The following is an 18,942-nucleotide window of genomic DNA, read 5'->3' as shown; positions in this document are numbered from 1 at the left end:
CTCAGCGGCCGAGCTGTCCAATGTGGACGAGCGCCATCAGCGTGTCGGCGACCTCGTCCACGGCTTTCCCCCGCGCGGCGGGCGGCAGTTCACCGCACCACGTCGGAGCCTGGCTCATCGCTGCGTGCATGCACTGCAGCACGGTGTCGACGCTGGTGACGGCGAACTCGCCGCTCGCTAAGCCTTCTTCGATCAGCGCGCGGAAAAGCGCGTCGTGGCGCAGGCGGAGCTCCTTGATCCGCTCGCGTTGCGCGCTCGGCCATTCGCGCGGCATCAGGAACAGCCGCAGCGCCGCCGGATAGTCGTTGACCGCGACCGTGACGTGCTCGTGGATCAACGCGCGCAGCCGGACTTCCGGCGTGCCCTCGGTGCGTTCGAGCAGGTGCTCCAGCCGGGCCGTCCACTCGTCGCCGAGCGTCTCGATCGCGGCCGTGCCCAGCTCGTCCTTGCTGGAGAAGTAGTAGTACAGCGAGCCCTTCGTGACGTCCAGGCGCTCGGCGACGTGCTCCAGGCTCACCGCGTCGTAGCCGCGTTCGCCGAACAGCTCGGCCGCCGCCGTCAGGATCTCCTGGATCCGCTTGCCCCGCTTGCGCTGAACGCGCTCGGACGGCGGTTTCACCGCGCCCATCCTGCTCCTCCCGGTTTTCCGCTGTCCTGGAAGCCTACCGGCTGACTACGCGTTCAACTCTTGACTCATCAGTCAAATTTTGTCACCGTGGTCAGACGACAGACGGGAGCGAACGATGGAGTTCGAGGACATCCGGTACGAAATCGACGGTCCGGCCGCGGTCGTCACGATCGACCGGCCGGAGCGCTACAACGCCTTCCGCGGGCGGACGGTCGACGAGCTGATCAAGGCGTTCCGCTTGGCGTGGGCGGACAAGCACGTGCAGGCGGTGATCCTCACCGGAGCCGGCGAGAAGGCGTTCTGCACCGGCGGCGACGTCAAACAGCGCGCGGAGACCGGCGACTACGGCCCGACCGAGAGCGGCATGTTCGAGATCGGCAACCTGCACAAGCTCATCCGCGACATCCCGAAGCCGGTGATCGCCGCGGTCAACGGCGTCGCGATCGGCGGCGGGCACGTGCTGCACGTCCTGTGCGACGTCACGATCGCCAGCGAGACCGCGCGGTTCGGCCAGGCCGGTCCGCGGGTCGGGTCGTTCGACGCCGGGTTCGGCTCGGCGTATCTCGCACGGGTCGTCGGCGAGAAGAAGGCACGCGAGATCTGGTTCTTCTGCCGCCAGTACGACGCGGCCGAAGCCGAGCGGATGGGCCTGGTCAACGCCGTCGTCCCGCCGGGCGAACTGCTCAAGACCGCCAAGGCGTGGGCCCAGGACGCTGCCGCGCTGAGCCCGACCGCACTGCGGTTTCTCAAGCAGTCCTTCAACGCGGACACCGATCACCAGGCCGGACTGTCCAATTTGGCCATGTCCGCGCTCGACCTGTTCACTGCCTCGCCGGAGGGCCTGGAGGGTGCGCAAGCGTTTGCGGAGAAGCGCAAGCCGGACTTCGTCTCGCACGTGAACTGGCACTGACCATGGACTTCACCTTCACCGGCGACGAGGACGCCTACCGGCAAGAGCTGCGCCGGTTCGCGGCGAAAGTCCTTGCACCGCATTACCAATCCGACGACAAGGCGGCGAAGCTGCGGCCTCAGCTCGTCGCGGACCTGGCCTCGATGGGCCTGACCGGCCTGCGCATCCCGGAACGGCACGGCGGCCAGGAGGCCAGCGCGGTCGTCGCCGGGATGGCCGCCGAGGAGGTCGCGCGCGGCGACTTCAACGCGGCTTACCTGATCATCGTCAGCGCGCTGGTCAGCGACATCCTCACCCGCAACGCGACCGAGGAGCAGCAGGCGGCGTGGCTGCCGCCGATCGCGTCCGGCGAGGTCGTGCCCGCGTTCTGCATCACCGAACCCGGGCACGGCACCGATGCCGCGAAGCTGGAGATGAAGGCCGAACCGGACGGCGACGGCTGGCGGCTCACCGGCGAGAAAACGTCGATCACGCTGGGCATGTCCGCTGACGTCGCGCTCGTGCTCTCCCGCACCGGCGGCCCCGGCGCCCGCGGCGTCAGCGCGTTCTGGGTCGAACTGGACGACGCGCATGTCTCGCGGGCGGCGTTCGACGACCTCGGCAGCCGGGCGATCGGACGCGCTTCATTGCACTTCGACGGGCTGCCCGTCCCGAAGGAAGCGTTGGTCGGCGGCGAGGGCCAAGGGTTCGTCTCGGTGATGCAGGGTTTCGACTATTCGCGCGCGATCATCGGCCTCGCTTGCCTTGGCGCAGCGCAGGTTTCGCTCGACGAGGCGTTGCAATGGTCGCGCGACCGCGAGGCCTTCGGCAGCCCGATCGGCACCTTCCAGGGCGTCGCGTTCCCGCTTGCCGAGCAGGCGACCTACCTGCGCGGAGCCCGGCACGTCTGTTACGAGGCGTTGTGGCGGAAGGACAACGACGTCGAGCACAGCACCGAGGCCGCGATGGCGAAGTTCTGGGCGCCGAAGCTGGCCGCCGAGACCATCCACCAGTGCCTGCTGACCTTCGGGCACCTCGGGTACTCCAGCGAAAGTCCCGTCGGGCAGCGGCTTCGCGACGTGATCGGCCTCGAAATCGGCGACGGCACCGCACAGGTGTCGAAGCTCGTCATCGCGCGCAATCTGCTCGGCCGCGCCTACGCCCCCTAAAGGAGAAAACATGCTCAAAGACAAAGTCGTCATCGTCACCGGCGCGGGTCAGGGCATCGGCCGCGGCATCGCCGGGAAGCTGGCCGCCGAGGGCGCGACCGTCGTGGTCAGCGACATCAACGAGACCACCGCGAAGGAAACCGCGGCCGCGATCGGCGGGCTCGGCGTCAAGACCGACGTCACCTCCCCCGAGTCCGTCGCCGGCGCGGTCGAGCAGGTCCGCGCGCAGTTCGGCCGGATCGACGTGCTGGTCAACAACGCAGGCTGGGACAAGGCGGGTCCGTTCGTGGAGTCCGATCGCGCCGATTGGGACCGCGTCGTGCAGATCAACCTCTACGGCGTCCTCAACACCTGCCGCGAGGTGCTGCCGGTGATGGTCGAGCAGGGCTTCGGGTCCGTGGTCAACATCGCGTCGGACGCCGGTCGCGTCGGCTCGTCGGGCGAGGCGGTGTACTCGGCGGCGAAGGGCGGCATCATCGCGTTCACGAAGTCGATCGCCCGGGAACTGGCGCGCAACACGGTCAACGCCAACGTCGTTTGCCCTGGTCCGGCGGACACCGAACTGTTCGCCTCGCTCGGCGGAGACAACCCGAAGCTGCGCGAAGCACTGACGAAAGCCATCCCGTTCCGCCGGCTCGCGCAGCCGTCCGACATCGCGAACGTGGTCGCCTTCCTTGCCTCCGACGAGGCCGCCTATGTCACCGGCCAGACCGTCAGCGTCAGCGGCGGCCTCACCATGAGCTGACCCGGAGCCCGTCATGCCGTTCGCGACGATCCTCAACGACGAGACGATCGAAGCCCACACCCGCGCCGGGTACTGGGTGAACCGCACCATCACCGACTACCTCGACGACGCCGCGGCGGCCACGCCGGACAAGACCGCGTTCGTCGATTCGCAGCGCAGCGTCACCTTCAGCCAGCTCAAGCGCGAGGTCGACCGGTGCGCGCTCGGGCTGCTGGAGCTGGGCGTCCGGCCCGGCGACGTCGTGTCGTTCCAGCTGCCGAACCGGATCGAATGGATCGTCGTGCACTACGCGGCGAGCCGGATCGGCGCGGTCAGCAATCCGCTCATCCCGATCTACCGGGACCGCGAGGTCGGCTTCATGGTCGCGCTCGCGAAGTCGAAAATCCTGGTGGTGCCGCGGGAATTCCGCGGTTTCGACTATCCGGCGATGGCGGAGCGGCTCCGTCCGCAGTGGCCGGAGCTGGAGCACGTGCTGGTAGTCGGGTCCTCCTGGGACGAGTTCGCCGCGACGCCCTGGGAAGAGCGCCGGGAGCGGCCGACGTGGCGGCCTGATCCCAACGACGTCACCCTGCTGATCTTCACCTCCGGCACCACCGGCGAGCCCAAGGGCGTGATGCACACGCACAACACCGCCGTCGCCGCGAACAATCCGCTCCCCGGCCGGCTCGGCATCACCTCAGACAGCGTCCTGCACATGGCGTCGACGCTCGCGCATCTCACCGGTTTCCTTTACGGCGCAAGGCTCGGCGTGCAGAACGGCGCGACCTGCGTGCTGCAGGACGTATGGGATGCCGCACGGTTCGTGGAACTGGTCGCCGAGCACGGCATCACCTACACCTCCGCCGCCACGCCGTTCCTGCACGACCTGCTGTCCGCGCCGAATCTCGCCGCCCACGATCTCAGTTCCCTGCAACGGTTCTGCTGCATGGGCGCACCGATCCCCCGCGCGCTCGTGCGGCAGGCACGGCAGAAACTTCCCGGTCTCGTCGTGCTCGGCGGCTGGGGCCAGAGCGAGGACGCGCTGGTCACGCTCGGCGTCCCGGGCGATCCGGACGACAAGCTGATCGACACCGACGGCTATCCGTGGCCTGGAATGCGGATCCGGACCGTCGGCGCGGACGGGACCGAATTGCCACCGGGCACCGAGGGCAGGTTGCAGGTCGCGGGGCCGTTCCTGTTCGTCGGTTACGCCGAACGGCTCGAACTGGCCCGCGAGAGTTTCACCGGCGATTGGTTCGACACCGGCGACCTCGCGACGATCGACGCCGACGGCTACCTCCGCATCGCCGGTCGCACCAAGGACGTGATCATCCGCGGCGGCGAGAACATCCCGGTCGCGTATGTGGAGAACGTCCTTTACGAACACCCGGACGTCGAGGCGGTCGCCGTGGTCGCGGTCCCCGATCCGCGGCTTCAGGAACGCGCGTGCGCCTGCCTGGTGCTGAAACCCGGCACTCACCTGGATCTGGAGAAGCTGCGCGGTTTTCTCTCCGAGAAGGGCGTCGCCAAGCAGTACTGGCCGGAGCGGGTGGAACTGTTTCCGGAACTCCCCCGCACCGCCAGCGGCAAGATCCAGAAGTTCCAGCTCCGGTCGCTGGTCGAAACGGAGAGCGGGACCGGTCCCCGGCCGGCTCAGTAGCTTCGGGCGCGAGAGAGGGGAGAATCTCGTGTCCCGCACCGATCCCGACTACGCCCGCGCCCTCGTCCTGGTGGAGGAAGCGCTGTCCCGGCTGCACGGCCCGATCCGCCGCGAACGACGGCGGCTGCGCTGGGAGCGGTGGTGCAAGCGGCCGTACTACCGTTTCGAACCGGAGGGCAAGAAACCTCAGCTCGTGCATCTCGCCGGACTCCGCGTCACTCCGCTGTGGACGACCGTCAGCACCGGCGTCTCCGACGTCGACGTGCGTTATCCGGTGTCCGCGCGCCGCCGGTTCACGATCGGGTGGCGCTGGCTGGTGCGGCACGACTACGACGAGTTCCGCGTGCCGATCTCGCTGGTCGCCGACGCGAGCGGCCAGGCCGTGCTGATCGCACCAGGCGGCCAGACGTACCCCGCGGACGAAACCGGCTGGCAAGCCCTGGCCGCTCTGCTGTACAAGGAATACGCCATGCCGCCGGGCGGGCGCTGGTACGGCGCGGGCTGAGGTCAGCCGCGCAGCTTCCTCCGCAGCGAAAGACCCGCCCCCAGTGCGGTCATCGACGCGCGCGTCATCCCGCGGCTGAACCGGCTCTCGGTCACGAACTGCTCGGCGCTGCGCAGCGAACCACGCACTTGCGGGTACGCGTACTTCCGCATCCGCCGCTCGTAGTCGGCAACCGCAGCGGTCACATCGCCACCGCGGGAAAGGTTGCGGCACAACACTTGCGCGTCGCGCAGGGCGATGTTCGCGCCGATGCCGCGGAACGGGGTCATGCTGTGCACGGCGTCGCCGAGCAGGGTGACCGGGCCGGTCTCCCAGTCGCGGACCGGCACCGACGTGCGGATCGGCAGCATGCTCACCGTGCCGTCCGGCGAATCCCGCACCAGCCGGCCGAACGCGGGATGCCAGTCGCGGATCCGGCCCAGGATCAGTGAACGAAGCGCGGGAGCGTCCAATTCGGCGAGGTCGGCCGGGAAGTGTGCGGCCTTCGCGCCGTAGGACCACATCACGTAACTGGCGGTGTTGTCGAACAGCACGGGGTCGACGGCCGCGGTCTCGTCATTGACCGAAGCCGACGGAAACTCGTGCGGCGCGGTGAACATTCCGCAGCCCGGCGGGGGCAGCACGAGTGTCGGGGCCGTCGCGAGCCGCTTCGGAAGCTGCGTGCGGGACTCTTCGGTCAGCGGGAATTTGCCGATGACGGTACGGATTCCGGTGTCCACGCGCTTCGCGTGCGGCAACAATTGCGCACGGACCCGGGAGCTCGCGCCGTCCGCGCCGACGACCAGGTCCGCCTCGGCAGTGGTGCCGTCCGCGAAGTGCAGGCCGACCCCCTTCGAATCGGTCTCGTAACGCATGAATTCCTTGTCGTACCAGAGGATTCCGTCCAGTCCGGACGACAGCACCTGGTGCATCGAAATCCGGCTGACCGAATGGTGCGCGGCGGTCGCGTCCGAGCTGGGCGGAGCGTCGAAGGCCGCCAGCTCGCGCATCTTCTCGGTGACGAAGCCGAACGTCCCCTCGCTTACCCCCGTCGTGGCCAGGAACTGCTCCCACGCCTTCGGCGGGAGGCATTCGTGCAGCGCGGCGGAACCCATCGGCGCGATGTGCACGCGGTAGCCCTGCAAGCGCTCGGTCCGGGTGCGGCTGCGCTCGTACACCGCCACCTCGACTCCGGCCCGCGACAGGCCGTGCGCCAGGCACAACCCGCCGGTACCGCCGCCCACCACCGCCACCTTGATCTTCTTCACGGTCATCCCCTCTCGGTCGGCCTCCATAATTATCCGGATGGATGATTGTGTCAACCATAGAGATGATTAATGCGTCGGTTAGGCTGCGCAGGTGTCCGAGACCACCCCGCGCCGCGCGCCGCGCCCCGGTGAGCGCCAGCGCGATCCCGAACGCACGAAGGCCCGCATTTTCGAGGCGGCCAAGGCCGAGTTCGGCAGCAAGGGGTACGCGGCCGCGCGGGTCAGCGACATCGCGCAGCGCGCCGGAGTGAACAAACAGCTGATCTCGTACTACTTCGGCGGCAAGGAAGGCCTGTACGCGGAGGTCGCGAGCGAACCGTTCGCCGGGTTCTCCGCGATGACCACGGCGGACCGTCCGCTCGCGGACGTGGTCGCGGATTTCGCCAGGAGCGGCCTCTCCGACCAAGACCAGGCCCGGTTGTTCCTGCGGGAGAACATGGCCGAGGGCACCCCGAGCGAGGCGGGGGCGGAGTCGCAGCGCGAGTTTTTGCGCGGCCAGCTCAAGTACATGCGGGCGCGGCAGGAAGCGGGCGACTTCCCGTCCGATGTGGACCCGAAGACGTTGCTGCTGATGCTGATGGCGGCGGCGAGCGCGCCGACGTCGCTGCCCCGGATCGCGGAGGCGCTCACCGGGGAGGATCCGTCGTCGGAATCCTTTGTGGAGTACTACGCGGAGCAACTGGCTCGCGTGGCTCGGTATCTCTCGGGGGCTTAGCGGCGCAGCGGAACGAGGTCGTCCGCGTGCACGACCTCCCGGCGGTGCTCCACCGGGACCTCGTGGCTCGACCGCCCGATCAACGCGGGCAACTCCCCCGCGTCGAACCCGACCACACCACGCGCCACCGGGACATCCGCCGCATCCACCAGATCGACCACGTCACCGGCCTCGAAATCACCGTCCAAACCGGTGATCCCGGCCGCCAGCAGCGACCGGCGGCGCAGGATCGCCCGCACAGCGCCGTCGTCCAGGCGGAGCCGGCCGGAGGTGTCGGCGGCGTACCCGAGCCAGAAGCGGCGGGCGGACAGGCGGGTGTCGGCGGGCGCGAACGCGGTGCCGACGTTCGCCTCGCGCAGCGCGTCGCCGGCGTCGGCGGCTGCGGCCAGCAGCACCGGGATTCCGGCGCCGGCCGCGGTGCGTGCGGCGGAAAGTTTCGAGACCATGCCGCCGGTGCCGAGGCCCGAGGACGACATTCCGACCGCGATGCCCTCCACATCGGACTCGCCGCGCACCTCGGTGATCTTGCGGGTCGCGCCGTCGCGCGGGTCGCCGTCGTACAGACCGTCCACATCGGACAGCAGGACCAGCGCGTCGGCGCCGACGAGGTGTGCCACGAGTGCGGCGAGCCGGTCGTTGTCGCCGAAGCGGATCTCTTGCGTGGCAACGGTGTCGTTCTCGTTCACGACCGGCACCGCGCCGAGCGCGAGCAACCGGGAGAACGTGCGCTGCGCGTTGCGGTAGTGCGAGCGGCGGACGACATCGTCGGAAGTGAGCAGCACTTGGCCGACCGTCAGGGAGTAGCGGCCGAACGATTCCGCGTACGCGTGCGCGAGCGCGAGTTGTCCGACGCTCGCCGCGGCCTGCTGGGTAGCCAGGTCACGCGGGCGCTTGCCCAGCTTCAACGGCGCCAGCCCGGCGCCGATCGCGCCCGAGGACACGAGGACGATCTGCGCGTCGCGGGCCACGCGGTCCGCGATGGCGTCGACGAGCGCGTCGAGGCGAGCCACGTCGAGCCCGCTGCCCGCGGTGGTCAGCGCCGAAGAACCGACTTTGACGACCAGCCGGCGGGCTTCCGCGATCTCGTGGCGCGTGCCGCTCACCGGTCGCGCTCCGCCTGCTCCTCGTCGTCCCACACGTCGTCCAGTTCGGCGTCGATGGACGGGGTCGTTTCCTCTTCTTCGACCAGGTCCTCGTCCTCGCCGGTGCCGTCGCGGCGGATCCGGCGGGCTTCCTTGCGGTCGGACGCGCTGACGCGGTCGTTGCGCTCCAGCCGGACGTCCGTGCCGCGGCCGGAAAGATGCACCGCGACGCCCGGGGTCGAGGGCTGCCATTCGAACTGGATGTCGCCGATGGTGACCGGGCTGCCCGGACGCGCGCCGTTCTTCGCGAGCGCTTCCTCGACGCCGAGCCGGTTGAGCCGGTCCGCGAGGTAGCCGACGGCCTCGTCGTTGGCGAAGTTCGTCTGCCGGATCCACCGCTCCGGGCGCGAGCCGCGGACGATGAACCCGCCTTCTTCCTCCGGATCGCGCTCGACGGTGAACCCGCTGTCGTCGATCGCCAGCGGGTGCAGCACGATCTTCTCCGGCTCCAGCACCGGCTGCGCCTCGCGGTAGGCCTCGACGACCTCCGCCAGCGCGAAGCTCAGCTCCTTGAGGCCCTTGCGCGACGCGGTCGATACCTCGAACACGCGCAGCCCGCGCGCCTCCAGGTCGGGGCGCACGAACTCGGCCAGCTCGGCCGCTTCCGGGATGTCGATCTTGTTCAGCACCACCACGCGCGGACGTTCCTCGAGCTTGCCGCCGAGCCCCGGCGTGTAGCGGGCCAGCTCCTCCTCGAGAGCGTCCACATCGGACAGCGGATCGCGGCCGGGCTCCAGCGTCGCGCAGTCGACCACGTGCACCAGCACGGCGCAGCGTTCGATGTGGCGCAGGAAGTCCAGTCCGAGCCCGCGGCCCTCGGACGCACCCGGGATCAGGCCCGGCACGTCGGCCATCGTGAACACCGACGACCCGGCGGTGATGACGCCGAGGTTCGGCACGAGCGTGGTGAACGGGTAGTCGGCGATCTTCGGCTTGGCCGCGGACAGCACGGAAATCAGCGACGACTTGCCCGCGGACGGGAAGCCGAGCAGGCCGACGTCGGCGACCGAACGCAGCTCCAGCACGAGGTTGCGGCTCTCGCCGGGCTCGCCGAGCAGCGCGAAACCCGGCGCCTTGCGGGCCTTCGACGCGAGCGCGGCGTTGCCGAGCCCGCCTCGGCCGCCCTGTGCGGCGACGAACCGGGTGCCCGGGTTGGTGAGGTCCGCGACGAGCTCGCCGTCCTCGGTGAACACGACGGTGCCCGGCGGGACCTTCATCTCCAAGCCCTCGCCCTGGGCCCCGTTGCGGTTGCTGCCCATGCCCATCTTGCCGTTGCCGGCGCGGGCGTGCGGGCGGAAGTGGAAGTCGAGAAGGGTGTGCACGTTGGCGTCGACGACGAGGGTGACGTCACCGCCGTTGCCGCCGTTGCCGCCGTCCGGGCCGCCGAGCGGCTTGAACTTTTCGCGGTGCACCGAGGCACAGCCGTTTCCCCCGTCCCCGGCGGTCAGATGGATGACCGCGCGGTCCACGAACCGGGACGCCATGGGTTTGCCTCACTTCACGTGCGAAAAAAGTATCCGGACAAAAACAAACGAGGGGTGGTGCCGGAGTTATTCCGGTCCCACCCCTCGCTTGGAGGTTCTGACGCTGTCGAGACCGAAGATCAGGCCTCGACTGGCACGATGTTGACCGTCTTGCGGCCGCGCTTCGAGCCGAACTCGACCGCACCGGCGGCGAGCGCGAACAGCGTGTCGTCGCCGCCACGGCCGACGTTCACGCCGGGGTGGAACTTGGTGCCCCGCTGGCGGATCAGGATCTCGCCCGCGTTCACCTCCTGGCCGCCGAAGCGCTTGACACCCAGTCGCTGGGCGTTCGAATCACGACCGTTGCGGGAGCTGGACGCACCCTTCTTGTGAGCCATCGCTCAAGCCCCTTCTGGGAAAAGTGTGTGTTGCGAAGATCCGGAGGACTACTTGGAGATGCCGGTGACCTCGACGCGGGTCAGCTTCTGCCGGTGACCCTGGCGCTTGTGGTAGCCGGTCTTGTTCTTGAACTTGTGGATCCGGATCTTCGGACCCTTGGTCTGCTCGACGACCTTGCCGGTGACCGAGACCTTCGCCAACGCGTCGGCGTCCGTGGTGACCTCGCCACCGTCCACGAACAGCACGGCGGTGAAGGTGTGCTCGGTGCCCGGCTCGCCCTCGAGCTTCTCGACCTCGACGACGTCGCCGACGGCAACCTTGTACTGCTTGCCACCGGTCTTGACGATCGCGTACGCCGACACGGAAGTCTCCTGCATTACTCGACAATGGGTTAGGGGGCTGGCGCGGCCGGCCCGCCCGGGGGCGGTCCAGGTGCTCGCGCAGCGGCTCATGCTTGCGATGAGCCGTACTACAGGTTACGGGAGGCCCCGGGCGCTGCTGCACCCGGGGTACCCGTGGTGGATCAACTCTGGTCCGAAGCCTTCACCGGCGGCCCTGCCGGACGCGAAGCGGCGCGGCGCGGACGGCGCCGGGTGCTGCGCACGGCCGGGGCCGGGACGTCGACCTCGGGTTCTTCTTCGGAGGCCGCCTCGGCGGGCTCCTTCGGGGCTTCCGCCTCCGGCGCGGCCTGGCTGGCCGCGGGCTCCGGCTGCTTCGCTTCCGGCTGCTGGACGGGGGCCGGGGCCTCCGTCTTGTCTTCGGTCTTTTCCGGCGCGGCGGCCTGCTCGGCCGTTTCCGGCTCCGCCGGTTTCACGGCCTCGGCGGCGTCCGCCGCGGCTTCCGGAGCGTGGTGCTCGTGCTTGGCCTTGGACGCGTTGGCCATGGCCTGCACCGCCGACACGACCGACTCGCGCTGTTCCGGAGTCGGGGCCGGGGCGGACTGCTCCGGCTTGGGCTCGTGGTGCTGCTGCTCCTCGCCCTTGCCGCGGCCGCGGGAGCGCCGCGAGCTCTTGGTGTCGCCGCCGCCGTGGCTGTGGCCGTTGTGCCCGTTGCCGCCGTTGTGGCCGTTCCCGTTGCCTCCGCCGCCGGTGCGCTGCGGTTCGGTGGACACGACGACGCCGCGGCCCTTGCAGTGCTCGCACGGCGTGGAGAACGCCTCGAGCAGCCCGGTGCCGATCTTCTTGCGCGTCATCTGCACCAGGCCCAGCGACGTGACCTCGGCCACCTGGTGGCGCGTGCGGTCGCGGCCGAGGCATTCGGTGAGCCTGCGCAGCACCAGCTCGCGGTTGGATTCGAGCACCATGTCGATGAAGTCGATGACGATGATGCCGCCGATGTCCCGCAGCCGCAGCTGGCGGACGATCTCCTCCGCCGACTCCAGGTTGTTGCGGGTCACCGTCTCCTCGAGGTTGCCGCCCGAGCCGGTGAACTTGCCGGTGTTGACGTCGATCACAGTCATCGCCTCGGTGCGGTCGATGACCAGGTAGCCGCCCGAGGGCAGCCAGACCTTGCGGTCGAGCGCCTTCGTGATCTGCTCGTCGATCCGGTGCTCGGCGAAGGCGTCACCGGTGCCGGTGTAGCGCTTGAGCCGGTCGGTCAGGTCGGGCGCGACGTGCTGCACGTAGCCGTGGATGGTCTCCCACGCCGTCGAGCCCTGGACCTCCAGCTTCGCGAAGTCCTCGGTGAACAGGTCGCGCACGACCTTCACCAGCAGGTCCGGCTCCTCGTACAGCATGGTCGGGGCGCCGCCCTTCTTGGCGGACCCGGCCGAGGCCTTCTCCTTGATGACGTCCCACTGCGCCTTGAGCCGCTGGACGTCCCGGTCGAGCTCCTCCTCGCTGATGCCCTCCGAGGCGGTGCGGATGATGACGCCCGCGTCCTCCGGGACGATCCGCTTGAGGATGTCCTTGAGCCTGCGCCGCTCGTTCTCCGGCAGCTTGCGGGAGATGCCGGTGGCCCCGCCCGCGGGGACGTAGACGAGGAAGCGGCCGGGCAGCGAGATCTGCGTGGTCAGCCGGGCGCCCTTGTGCCCGACCGGGTCCTTGGTGACCTGCACCAGCACGCTGTCGCCGGTGGACAGCGCCTGCTCGATCTTGCGCGCCTTGCCTTCCAGGCCCGCGGCGTCCCAGTCGACCTCGCCCGCGTAGAGCACCGCGTTGCGGCCGCGGCCGATGTCGATGAACGCGGCCTCCATGCTGGGCAGCACGTTCTGGACGCGGCCGAGGTAGACGTTGCCGACGATCGAGCCGGTGCCCGACGACGTCACGAAGTGCTCGACCAGCACGCCGTCCTCGAGCACGGCGATCTGCGTGGAATCGCCCTTCTCGGCGACGACCATGGTGCGGTCGACCGACTCGCGGCGGGCGAGGAACTCGGCCTCGGACAGGATCGGGGCGCGGCGGCGGCCCGCCTCGCGGCCGTCGCGGCGGCGCTGGCGCTTGGCCTCCAGCCGCGTGGAACCGCGGACGCTGCGCACCTCGTCGCGCGCCGGGCGCTCGGCCTCGGCGGCCTTGGCCTGGCGGACGTGCGTGACGGTGTTCGGCGGGTCGTCGGCGCCGGTGGTCTCGGCCCCGTCGTCGTCCCCGCCCTTGCGACGGCGGCGACGGCGGCGGCGCTTGCTGCCGCTGTCGGACTCGGCGTCGTCGTCGGACTCCGCCTCGGCGTCGCCGGACTCGTCCGGCTTCTCGGTCTTGTCCTTGGCGTCCTTGGCGTCTTTGCCGTCCTTGGCCTGCTGGTCGTGCTGGCCCTCGGAGGTTTCGTCCTCGTTCTCGTTCTGGGCCTCGTCGCCGCCCTTGCCCCGGCCGCGGCCGCGACGGCCGCGGCGGCGCCGGCGACGGCCGCCCGCGTCGTCGCCGTCCTCGTCGGACCGCTCGTCGCGGGTCTCGTCGGGGGTTTCTTCCTCGGCGGTGTCGGCGGCGCGCTCGGACCGGCCCGGACGCTCGGCCTGCGCGGGAGCCTCGCCGACGCCGAACACCGGCTCGGGCTTGCTCCGCGTCTGCTGCGCGGGCTCGGGCGGCAGGAACACCGGCGAGGGCGCGGCGAAGACCGGCACGTGCACCGGGCCGCGGGCCGGGGTGGCCTGCTCGGTTTCCTGCTGCTCGGCCGGGATCGCGGGCGCGACGGCCCGGCGGGCGCGCCGGGTGCGGGTGCGCTTCTCGCCGGATTCCTGAGCGGCTTCCGGTTCGGCGGTGTCGGCGGCGGACGGGCGGGCCGGTTCGGCCGTGGACGCCTGCTCGGCGGGGGTTTCCGACGCGGTGTCCGCAGCCGGCGCCGGGGCGGCGGCTGCGGGCGGCGCGGCGGCTTCCGGGGATTCGGGGGTCTGCGCGGCGGCGCCCTGGGCGGCTTCCGGGGCTTGCTCGCTGTCCTGGGCCGCGGCGGTCTGCTCGGCGGCGTCGTTTCCGGCTGCCTCCGGCTCGGCCGCGGCCGTGGCCTGCTCGGCGGCGTCGGCGGTCTCCGCGGCCGGAGCGGCGTCGCCGGTCTCGCCGGCGGCCTCCGCGTCGAGGATGACCGCGACGCGGTGCGCGACCTCCTTGGTCACGCTCGACTGGGCGCTGCGGGGGCTCTCCCCCAGCTCGGCGAGCTTGCCGAGCAGGTCGCGGCTGCTCAGGCCGAGCAGCTTGGCCAGCGCGTGCACGCGGATGCGCGGCGGCAGCTCGCCCAGCCTGCTGGTCGTGGGTGCGACGGTATTCCCGCCGGTCTGATCGGCGGGTGTGTCCGCGTTCGACATATGTCTCCTCCGCCCCCGGGCGCGTCAGCCGGTTCGCACCGGTGGTGACGCGGCCGCGCAGGGGCCCTTTCTGTTCCGTGCCCGCCGTGGTGGTGACCAGCGGCGGGAATCCTGCTGGCAGCCGTGCGGTCCGCCGGGTCGGCGGCCGCTCGGTTCCTGGTCTGCTCGGCGGGGTGCCGGCCTGCTCGCGACCCCCGGGCCACCCGCCACGACATCGACCTTGGCCCGGCCTCCCGGGGGCGACGCGCGTGGTGCCGGTCCGGCACTCCTCCGGGCCGCCCACGACGCGGGCGGGATGCCCGTCGGCGCAGCGGCCAACGCGAGTATCCCACACCCGGGGGGACACCCGGTGTAGTCGGTGTCCCGCGGCAGGCGCCCGGGCGTGCCGCGATCATGCACTCGGGCGAACTTCCGCGCTTCGCTTGTCGCGCCGGGCCAGGGGTGGTTAGCGTGCGGGCTCGGGCGCTCGCGCGGGCGCCCGGCATAGCCCCGCGCGCGGTGGGAGGTCCGGTGTCTGTGCTGGCGCGGCCGCTGCGGGCGGCCGTGTGCTCCGTCCTGGTCCTCGCCGGCTGCGCCGCGGTCTCCCCCGCCGCCGTCGCGAGCCCCGGATGCGCCTCCGGCGGCCGGGCGGTGCGCTACGTCGTGGCGTTCGACCGCGGAACCCCGGAATCTTCCGCCCGCCAGCAGACGAGCGCGGGCTGCGGGCGGCTCGTGGGCTACTACCCGCAGATTTCCGTGGCGGTCGTCACGTCAGCCGATCGGGGGTTCGCGGACCGCCTCGGCCCGGAACGGACATTCAGCGCGCAAGCCACCCGCGCGGCCGCCGGACAGCCGGGCGCCGCGGCCCAGCCCGCGCGGGCCGAACTCCCGCTCAGCGACCCGGCGCGGGTGCCCGCCGCGGACCTGTCCGCGCAGCAGTGGGACATGGACCTGATCGGCGCCCCGGCCGCGCACCAGGTCACCGAAGGCAGCCGCGCGGTGGTCGTCGGCGTCCTGGACTCCGGCGTCGACCCGAAGCACCCCGACCTCGCCGAGGCGATCGACCCGGACGATTCGGCGGGCTGTCTCACCGGCGTCCCGGACCCGAGCCCGGCCGCGTGGCAGCCGACGACCTCGGCGCACGGCACCCACGTCGCGGGCATCATCGCCGCGGCCGACGACCGCAAGGGCATCACCGGCGTCGCGCCGGGCGTGCGGATCGCGTCCGTGAAGGTGATCGACGACCGCGGCTACGCCGATCCCGAGGCGGCGGTCTGCGGGATCATGTGGTCGGCCGCGCGGCATCTGCCGATCGCCAACAGCAGCTGGTTCGTGAACCCGTGGTCCCTGTCCTGCGTGCGCGGCAACGACCGCGGCGTGGTGCACGAGGTGCTGGCGCGGGCCGTGGAGTACGCGACTTCGCAGGGCACGCTGAACGTCGCCGCCGCGACCAACGAGGCGGTCGACCTCACGCCGTCGGGCCGCTCGGGTTCGCCGTCCGCCGCCGGGAAGTGCGAGGCCCTGCCCGCCGGGCTGCGGGACGTGGTGACGGCGTCTGCGGTCAGCCCGGACCGGGTGAAGTCGGGCTACAGCTCGTACGGGCTCGGTGTGGTCGATGTCACGGCCCCGGGCGGCGACGACGACCGGTGCGTGGTTTCGACCGTGCCGGGCGGCTACGCGCCGATGTGCGGGACGTCGATGGCCGCGCCGCACGTCGCCGGAGTCCTGGCGTTGCTCAAGTCGGTGCATCCCACGTGGACGGCCGCCCAACTGCGCCGCACGCTGGATTCCCGCGCGACGCCGATGCCGTGCCCGGACAACTACGACCTCACCGGCGACGGCGCCCAAGACGCCTACTGCTCCGGCTACGACGGTTACAACGGCTTCTACGGCCACGGTCTCGTCGACGCCCGGTCCGCGGTGGCGCCCGCGCAGACCGGACTGCCCAGCCCGGCCCGCTGACCGAAGCCGCGCTTCAGGCGTTAAGTCAGCAGCAGTTTCGCGATCCTCCTTGTCGCGCCCCAGATCCCGAGCGCGGCGAGCACCAGCAGGTACGCGAGGTTGCCCAGCATGCTCCAGGAGAAGATGCCGGCGGAGAGCCCGCGCATCAGCTCGATCCCGTGGTAGAGCGGGAAGCAGCGGACCAGCCACTGCAGCGCCTCCGGGTAGACCGTGATCGGGAAGAACGTGGTGGAGAACAGGAACATCGGCATCAGCACGAGCTGGATGTAGTCGAACTGGGACGTCGACTTCAGGAAACTGACCAGCGTGATGCTGATGGCCGCGAACGCGAACGACACGAGCAGCGCGGCGGGCAGGAGCAGCAGCGCCCACCACGACGTCAGCAGCCCCATGACGCCGGTGACCGCCAGGAACGCCACCGAATAGAGACCGCCGCGCATCATCGCCCACGCGATCTCGCCGAGCGCGACGTCCAGCGGACCGACCGGGGTCGCCAGCATCGCGTCGTACGTCTTGGCGTAGCGCAGTTTGAAGAACAGGTTGTACGTGCACTCGAAAACCGCGCCGTTCATCGCCGACGACGCCAGCAGCGCGGGCGCGACGAACGCGACGTAGCTCATCGGCTGCCCGTCCGGCCCCGGCACGGTGGTGACCAGCTTGCCGAAACCGACCTGGAACGCGAGCAGGTAGAACAACGGCTCGAGCGCGCCGGACACCAGGATCGTCCACGACCGTCCGTAGACGGTGAGCGCGCGTTCGATCAACGCGGTCGCGCGGCCGCTGTACATGCCCGCGGGCAGCACGCGGAGCAGAATTCCGCGCCGCTGCGGGAGAATCGGGGCGTTTCGCAGATCGGTCATCACGCCACCAGCCGTCGGTAGAAGCCGCGGTGCGCGATCGTCCAGCCGATCGCGACCAGCGCCGCCAGATACGCGAGGTGCCCGAGCACCGGGAGCAGCTCCCGGCCGCCGAGCGTGGCGGCGCGCGAGAGCTCGGTGCCGTGCCACAGCGGGGAAATCCAGGCGAGCCAGCGCAGGTACAGCGGCAATTGGGTGATCGGGAAGAAGGTGCCGGAGAACAGGGTCATCGGGATGACGATGAAGCGGAAGACCAGCCCGAACCGCTGTCCCTCGTCGAAGGTCCACGCCGCCATCGCGGCCATGAGCGATCCGCAGGCGAGGCCGGTGAGGACGCCGACGAGGATCACCAGCAGCGCTCCCGCGTTCGCCCAGGCGCCGAACAGCAACGCGATGAGCGCGTAGACGGTGCCGGAGAGGGCGAGCCGCAGAGTGGTCCAGATCTGGTGCCCGCCGAGGACCTGACCGGGAGACACCGGTGTCGCGGTGACCGCCAGATAGTCCTTCTGCCATTTGAATCCGCTGAGCACCGGATAACTCGACTCGCTGACGCCCTGCTGCGCCGCGCCCGCCACGAGCAGCGCCGGGGCGACGTACACGAGGTATGACACCCCGCCCGTCGCCGGACCGGCCTTGACCTGCGAGCCGAACCCGAGCCCCATCGCGGCGAGGAAGAGCACCGGTTGCAGGCCGGTGGAGTAGAGCGTGCTGAGCCAGTGCCTGCGGTACCAGGTCCAATAGCCCTCGACGCGCAGCCAGGCGCCGTGGAACCGGCCGACGACGCGGCCGGTGGCGGGAGCGGTCATCAGTCCACCAACGTCCGGCCGGTGAGGCGGAGGAAGACGTCCTCCAGGGAACTGCGCCGGACCAGGCTCGACAACGGGCGCAGGCCGCGCTCGTGCGCGCGCTCGAGGGTGGCCTCGCCGGTCATCGTGTAGAGCAGCACCCGGTCCGGGAGGACTTCGACGCGTTCGGCCAGCCCCTCGAGCCGGTCGGCCGCGTCCTGCTGCTCTCCCGGCGCGAACCGCAGCTCGACGACTTCCCGGGTGGAATGCCGCGCGATCAAGCCGGCGGGCGAGCCTTCCGCGGCGATCCGCCCGCCGTCCATGACGACCAAGCGATCGCACAGCTGCTCTGCTTCGTCCATGTAATGGGTGGTGACGATGAGCGTGGTGCCGCGCGCTTTGAGCCGGAAAAGCCGGTCCCACAACAGATGTCGCGCTTGGGGGTCGAGGCCGGTGGTCGGTTCGTCGAGCAGCAGCAATTCCGGATCGTTGACCAGGGACCGGGCGATGGTGAGCCGCCGCTTCATGCCGCCGGACAGCGAATCGACCGGCTGCTCGGCGCGGTCGGACAACTGCGCGAACTCCATCAGCTCGACCGCTTTGCGCCGGACATGGGCGCGGGAGAGACCGAAGTAGCGGCCGTAGACGTGGAGGTTCTGCCGGACGGTGAGCTCCACGTCGAGGTTGTCCTCCTGCGGCACCACGCCGAGGCGCGCACGGATCCGCGGCCCTTCGACGTCCGGGTCCATGCCGAGGACGCGCAGATCGCCGTCGGTGCGCGGAGACACGCACGCGATCATCCGCATCGTCGACGATTTCCCGGCGCCGTTGGGCCCGAGGAAGCCGAACGCCTCCCCTGGCCGCACCTCGACGTCGACGCCGCGGACTGCCTCGAATTCTCCGAACCGTTTGACCAGCGCTTTCGCTTGCACGAGGGCTGGTTCCGATGCCGACTCTCCCACGAGGAACGACAGTAGAGGGAGGGACCGACAATTCTCGACCCGTTTCCCGAGCCGCGGAGACCAGGCGTACGCGAGGGGGCCCCTGAAGGAATCAGATTCCCTCAGGGGCCCGCCTCGCGAACTCGATGC

The 18,942-nt window shown here is 70.5% G+C and carries 17 protein-coding genes; 7 read left to right on the top strand and 10 right to left on the bottom strand.

From position 1 onward, the window contains the following. Position 1: 1 nt before the first annotated feature. Positions 2 to 628 carry a TetR/AcrR family transcriptional regulator gene (locus H4281_RS29520; RefSeq protein ID WP_182894165.1) on the bottom strand — a complete coding sequence of 209 codons (627 nt, stop codon included), beginning with the start codon at positions 626 to 628 and terminating at the stop codon, positions 2 to 4. Positions 629 to 743: 115 nt separating this feature from the next. On the opposite strand from H4281_RS29520, the gene H4281_RS29515 reads away from it, so the two are divergent. From H4281_RS29515 to H4281_RS29495, 5 genes are read left to right on the top strand one after another with little or no spacing between them, the layout of a single operon-like run. Then, positions 744 to 1,538 carry an enoyl-CoA hydratase-related protein gene (locus H4281_RS29515; RefSeq protein WP_182894164.1) on the top strand — a complete coding sequence of 265 codons (795 nt, stop codon included), beginning with the start codon at positions 744 to 746 and terminating at the stop codon, positions 1,536 to 1,538. Positions 1,539 to 1,540: 2 nt separating this feature from the next. Beyond that, the gene (locus H4281_RS29510) at positions 1,541 to 2,686 is read left to right on the top strand and encodes an acyl-CoA dehydrogenase family protein (protein WP_182894163.1); all 1,146 of its coding nucleotides are present in this window, start codon (positions 1,541 to 1,543) and stop codon (positions 2,684 to 2,686) included. A gap of 10 nt (positions 2,687 to 2,696) precedes the next feature. Continuing rightward, on the top strand, positions 2,697 to 3,431 hold the full coding sequence (locus tag H4281_RS29505; protein ID WP_182894162.1) for an SDR family NAD(P)-dependent oxidoreductase: 735 nt from the start codon (positions 2,697 to 2,699) through the stop codon (positions 3,429 to 3,431). Between the two features lie 13 nt (positions 3,432 to 3,444). Continuing rightward, a complete protein-coding gene (locus tag H4281_RS29500; protein WP_182894161.1) occupies positions 3,445 to 5,070 on the top strand; it encodes an AMP-binding protein in 1,626 nt (541 codons plus the stop codon). 28 nt (positions 5,071 to 5,098) lie between these two features. Beyond that, positions 5,099 to 5,575, top strand: a complete 477-nt coding sequence (locus tag H4281_RS29495; RefSeq protein WP_182894160.1) for a hypothetical protein — start codon at positions 5,099 to 5,101, stop codon at positions 5,573 to 5,575. Positions 5,576 to 5,577: 2 nt separating this feature from the next. On the opposite strand, the gene H4281_RS29490 is transcribed toward H4281_RS29495, so the two are convergent. Beyond that, entirely contained in the window at positions 5,578 to 6,822 is a 1,245-nt protein-coding gene (locus H4281_RS29490) for an FAD-dependent oxidoreductase (RefSeq protein ID WP_182894159.1), read from the bottom strand. A gap of 91 nt (positions 6,823 to 6,913) precedes the next feature. Here H4281_RS29490 and H4281_RS29485 point away from each other — a divergent pair, with 91 nt between their 5' ends. Further along, positions 6,914 to 7,537, top strand: coding sequence for a TetR/AcrR family transcriptional regulator (locus tag H4281_RS29485; RefSeq protein ID WP_182894158.1), 624 nt, complete (start codon positions 6,914 to 6,916; stop codon positions 7,535 to 7,537). Here the strand turns inward: H4281_RS29485 and proB are convergent. The 5 genes from proB to H4281_RS29460 all read right to left on the bottom strand — a co-directional run bounded on the left by proB (position 7,534) and on the right by H4281_RS29460 (position 14,268). Further along, positions 7,534 to 8,640 carry a glutamate 5-kinase gene (gene proB, locus H4281_RS29480; RefSeq protein ID WP_182894157.1) on the bottom strand — a complete coding sequence of 369 codons (1,107 nt, stop codon included), beginning with the start codon at positions 8,638 to 8,640 and terminating at the stop codon, positions 7,534 to 7,536. The genes H4281_RS29485 and proB overlap by 4 nt on opposite strands. After that, on the bottom strand, positions 8,637 to 10,163 hold the full coding sequence (obgE, locus tag H4281_RS29475; RefSeq protein WP_182894156.1) for a GTPase ObgE: 1,527 nt from the start codon (positions 10,161 to 10,163) through the stop codon (positions 8,637 to 8,639). The genes proB and obgE overlap by 4 nt, the downstream gene beginning before the upstream one ends. Before the next feature lie 119 nt (positions 10,164 to 10,282). Further along, positions 10,283 to 10,540, bottom strand: coding sequence for a 50S ribosomal protein L27 (gene rpmA, locus H4281_RS29470; RefSeq protein WP_009081082.1), 258 nt, complete (start codon positions 10,538 to 10,540; stop codon positions 10,283 to 10,285). 48 nt (positions 10,541 to 10,588) lie between these two features. Further along, the gene (gene rplU / locus H4281_RS29465; protein WP_182894342.1) at positions 10,589 to 10,903 is read right to left on the bottom strand and encodes a 50S ribosomal protein L21; all 315 of its coding nucleotides are present in this window, start codon (positions 10,901 to 10,903) and stop codon (positions 10,589 to 10,591) included. 161 nt (positions 10,904 to 11,064) lie between these two features. Then, positions 11,065 to 14,268, bottom strand: coding sequence for a translation initiation factor IF-2 N-terminal domain-containing protein (locus H4281_RS29460; protein ID WP_182894155.1), 3,204 nt, complete (start codon positions 14,266 to 14,268; stop codon positions 11,065 to 11,067). Between the two features lie 510 nt (positions 14,269 to 14,778). Here H4281_RS29460 and H4281_RS29455 point away from each other — a divergent pair. Then, entirely contained in the window at positions 14,779 to 16,209 is a 1,431-nt protein-coding gene (locus H4281_RS29455; RefSeq protein ID WP_182894154.1) for a S8 family peptidase, read from the top strand. Positions 16,210 to 16,229: 20 nt separating this feature from the next. Here the strand turns inward: H4281_RS29455 and H4281_RS29450 are convergent, their stop codons facing one another. Genes H4281_RS29450 through H4281_RS29440 form a run of 3 tightly spaced genes read right to left on the bottom strand, consistent with a single transcriptional unit; the run spans position 16,230 to position 18,813 of the window. Further along, positions 16,230 to 17,069 (bottom strand): ABC transporter permease, encoded by an 840-nt coding sequence (locus H4281_RS29450; protein ID WP_182894153.1) that lies wholly within the window; start codon positions 17,067 to 17,069, stop codon positions 16,230 to 16,232. Continuing rightward, positions 17,069 to 17,872, bottom strand: a complete 804-nt coding sequence (locus tag H4281_RS29445; RefSeq protein ID WP_182894152.1) for an ABC transporter permease — start codon at positions 17,870 to 17,872, stop codon at positions 17,069 to 17,071. Before H4281_RS29445 ends, H4281_RS29450 begins: the two co-directional genes overlap by 1 nt. Beyond that, the gene (locus H4281_RS29440) at positions 17,872 to 18,813 is read right to left on the bottom strand and encodes an ABC transporter ATP-binding protein (protein WP_182894151.1); all 942 of its coding nucleotides are present in this window, start codon (positions 18,811 to 18,813) and stop codon (positions 17,872 to 17,874) included. The genes H4281_RS29445 and H4281_RS29440 overlap by 1 nt, the downstream gene beginning before the upstream one ends. Positions 18,814 to 18,942 lie beyond the last annotated feature (129 nt).

Source organism: Amycolatopsis dendrobii (assembly GCF_014145675.1).
Taxonomy (GTDB): domain Bacteria; phylum Actinomycetota; class Actinomycetes; order Mycobacteriales; family Pseudonocardiaceae; genus Amycolatopsis; species Amycolatopsis dendrobii.
The sequence above is the reverse complement of the archived record's forward strand: the minus strand, read 5'-3'. Positions and strand labels throughout refer to the sequence as shown.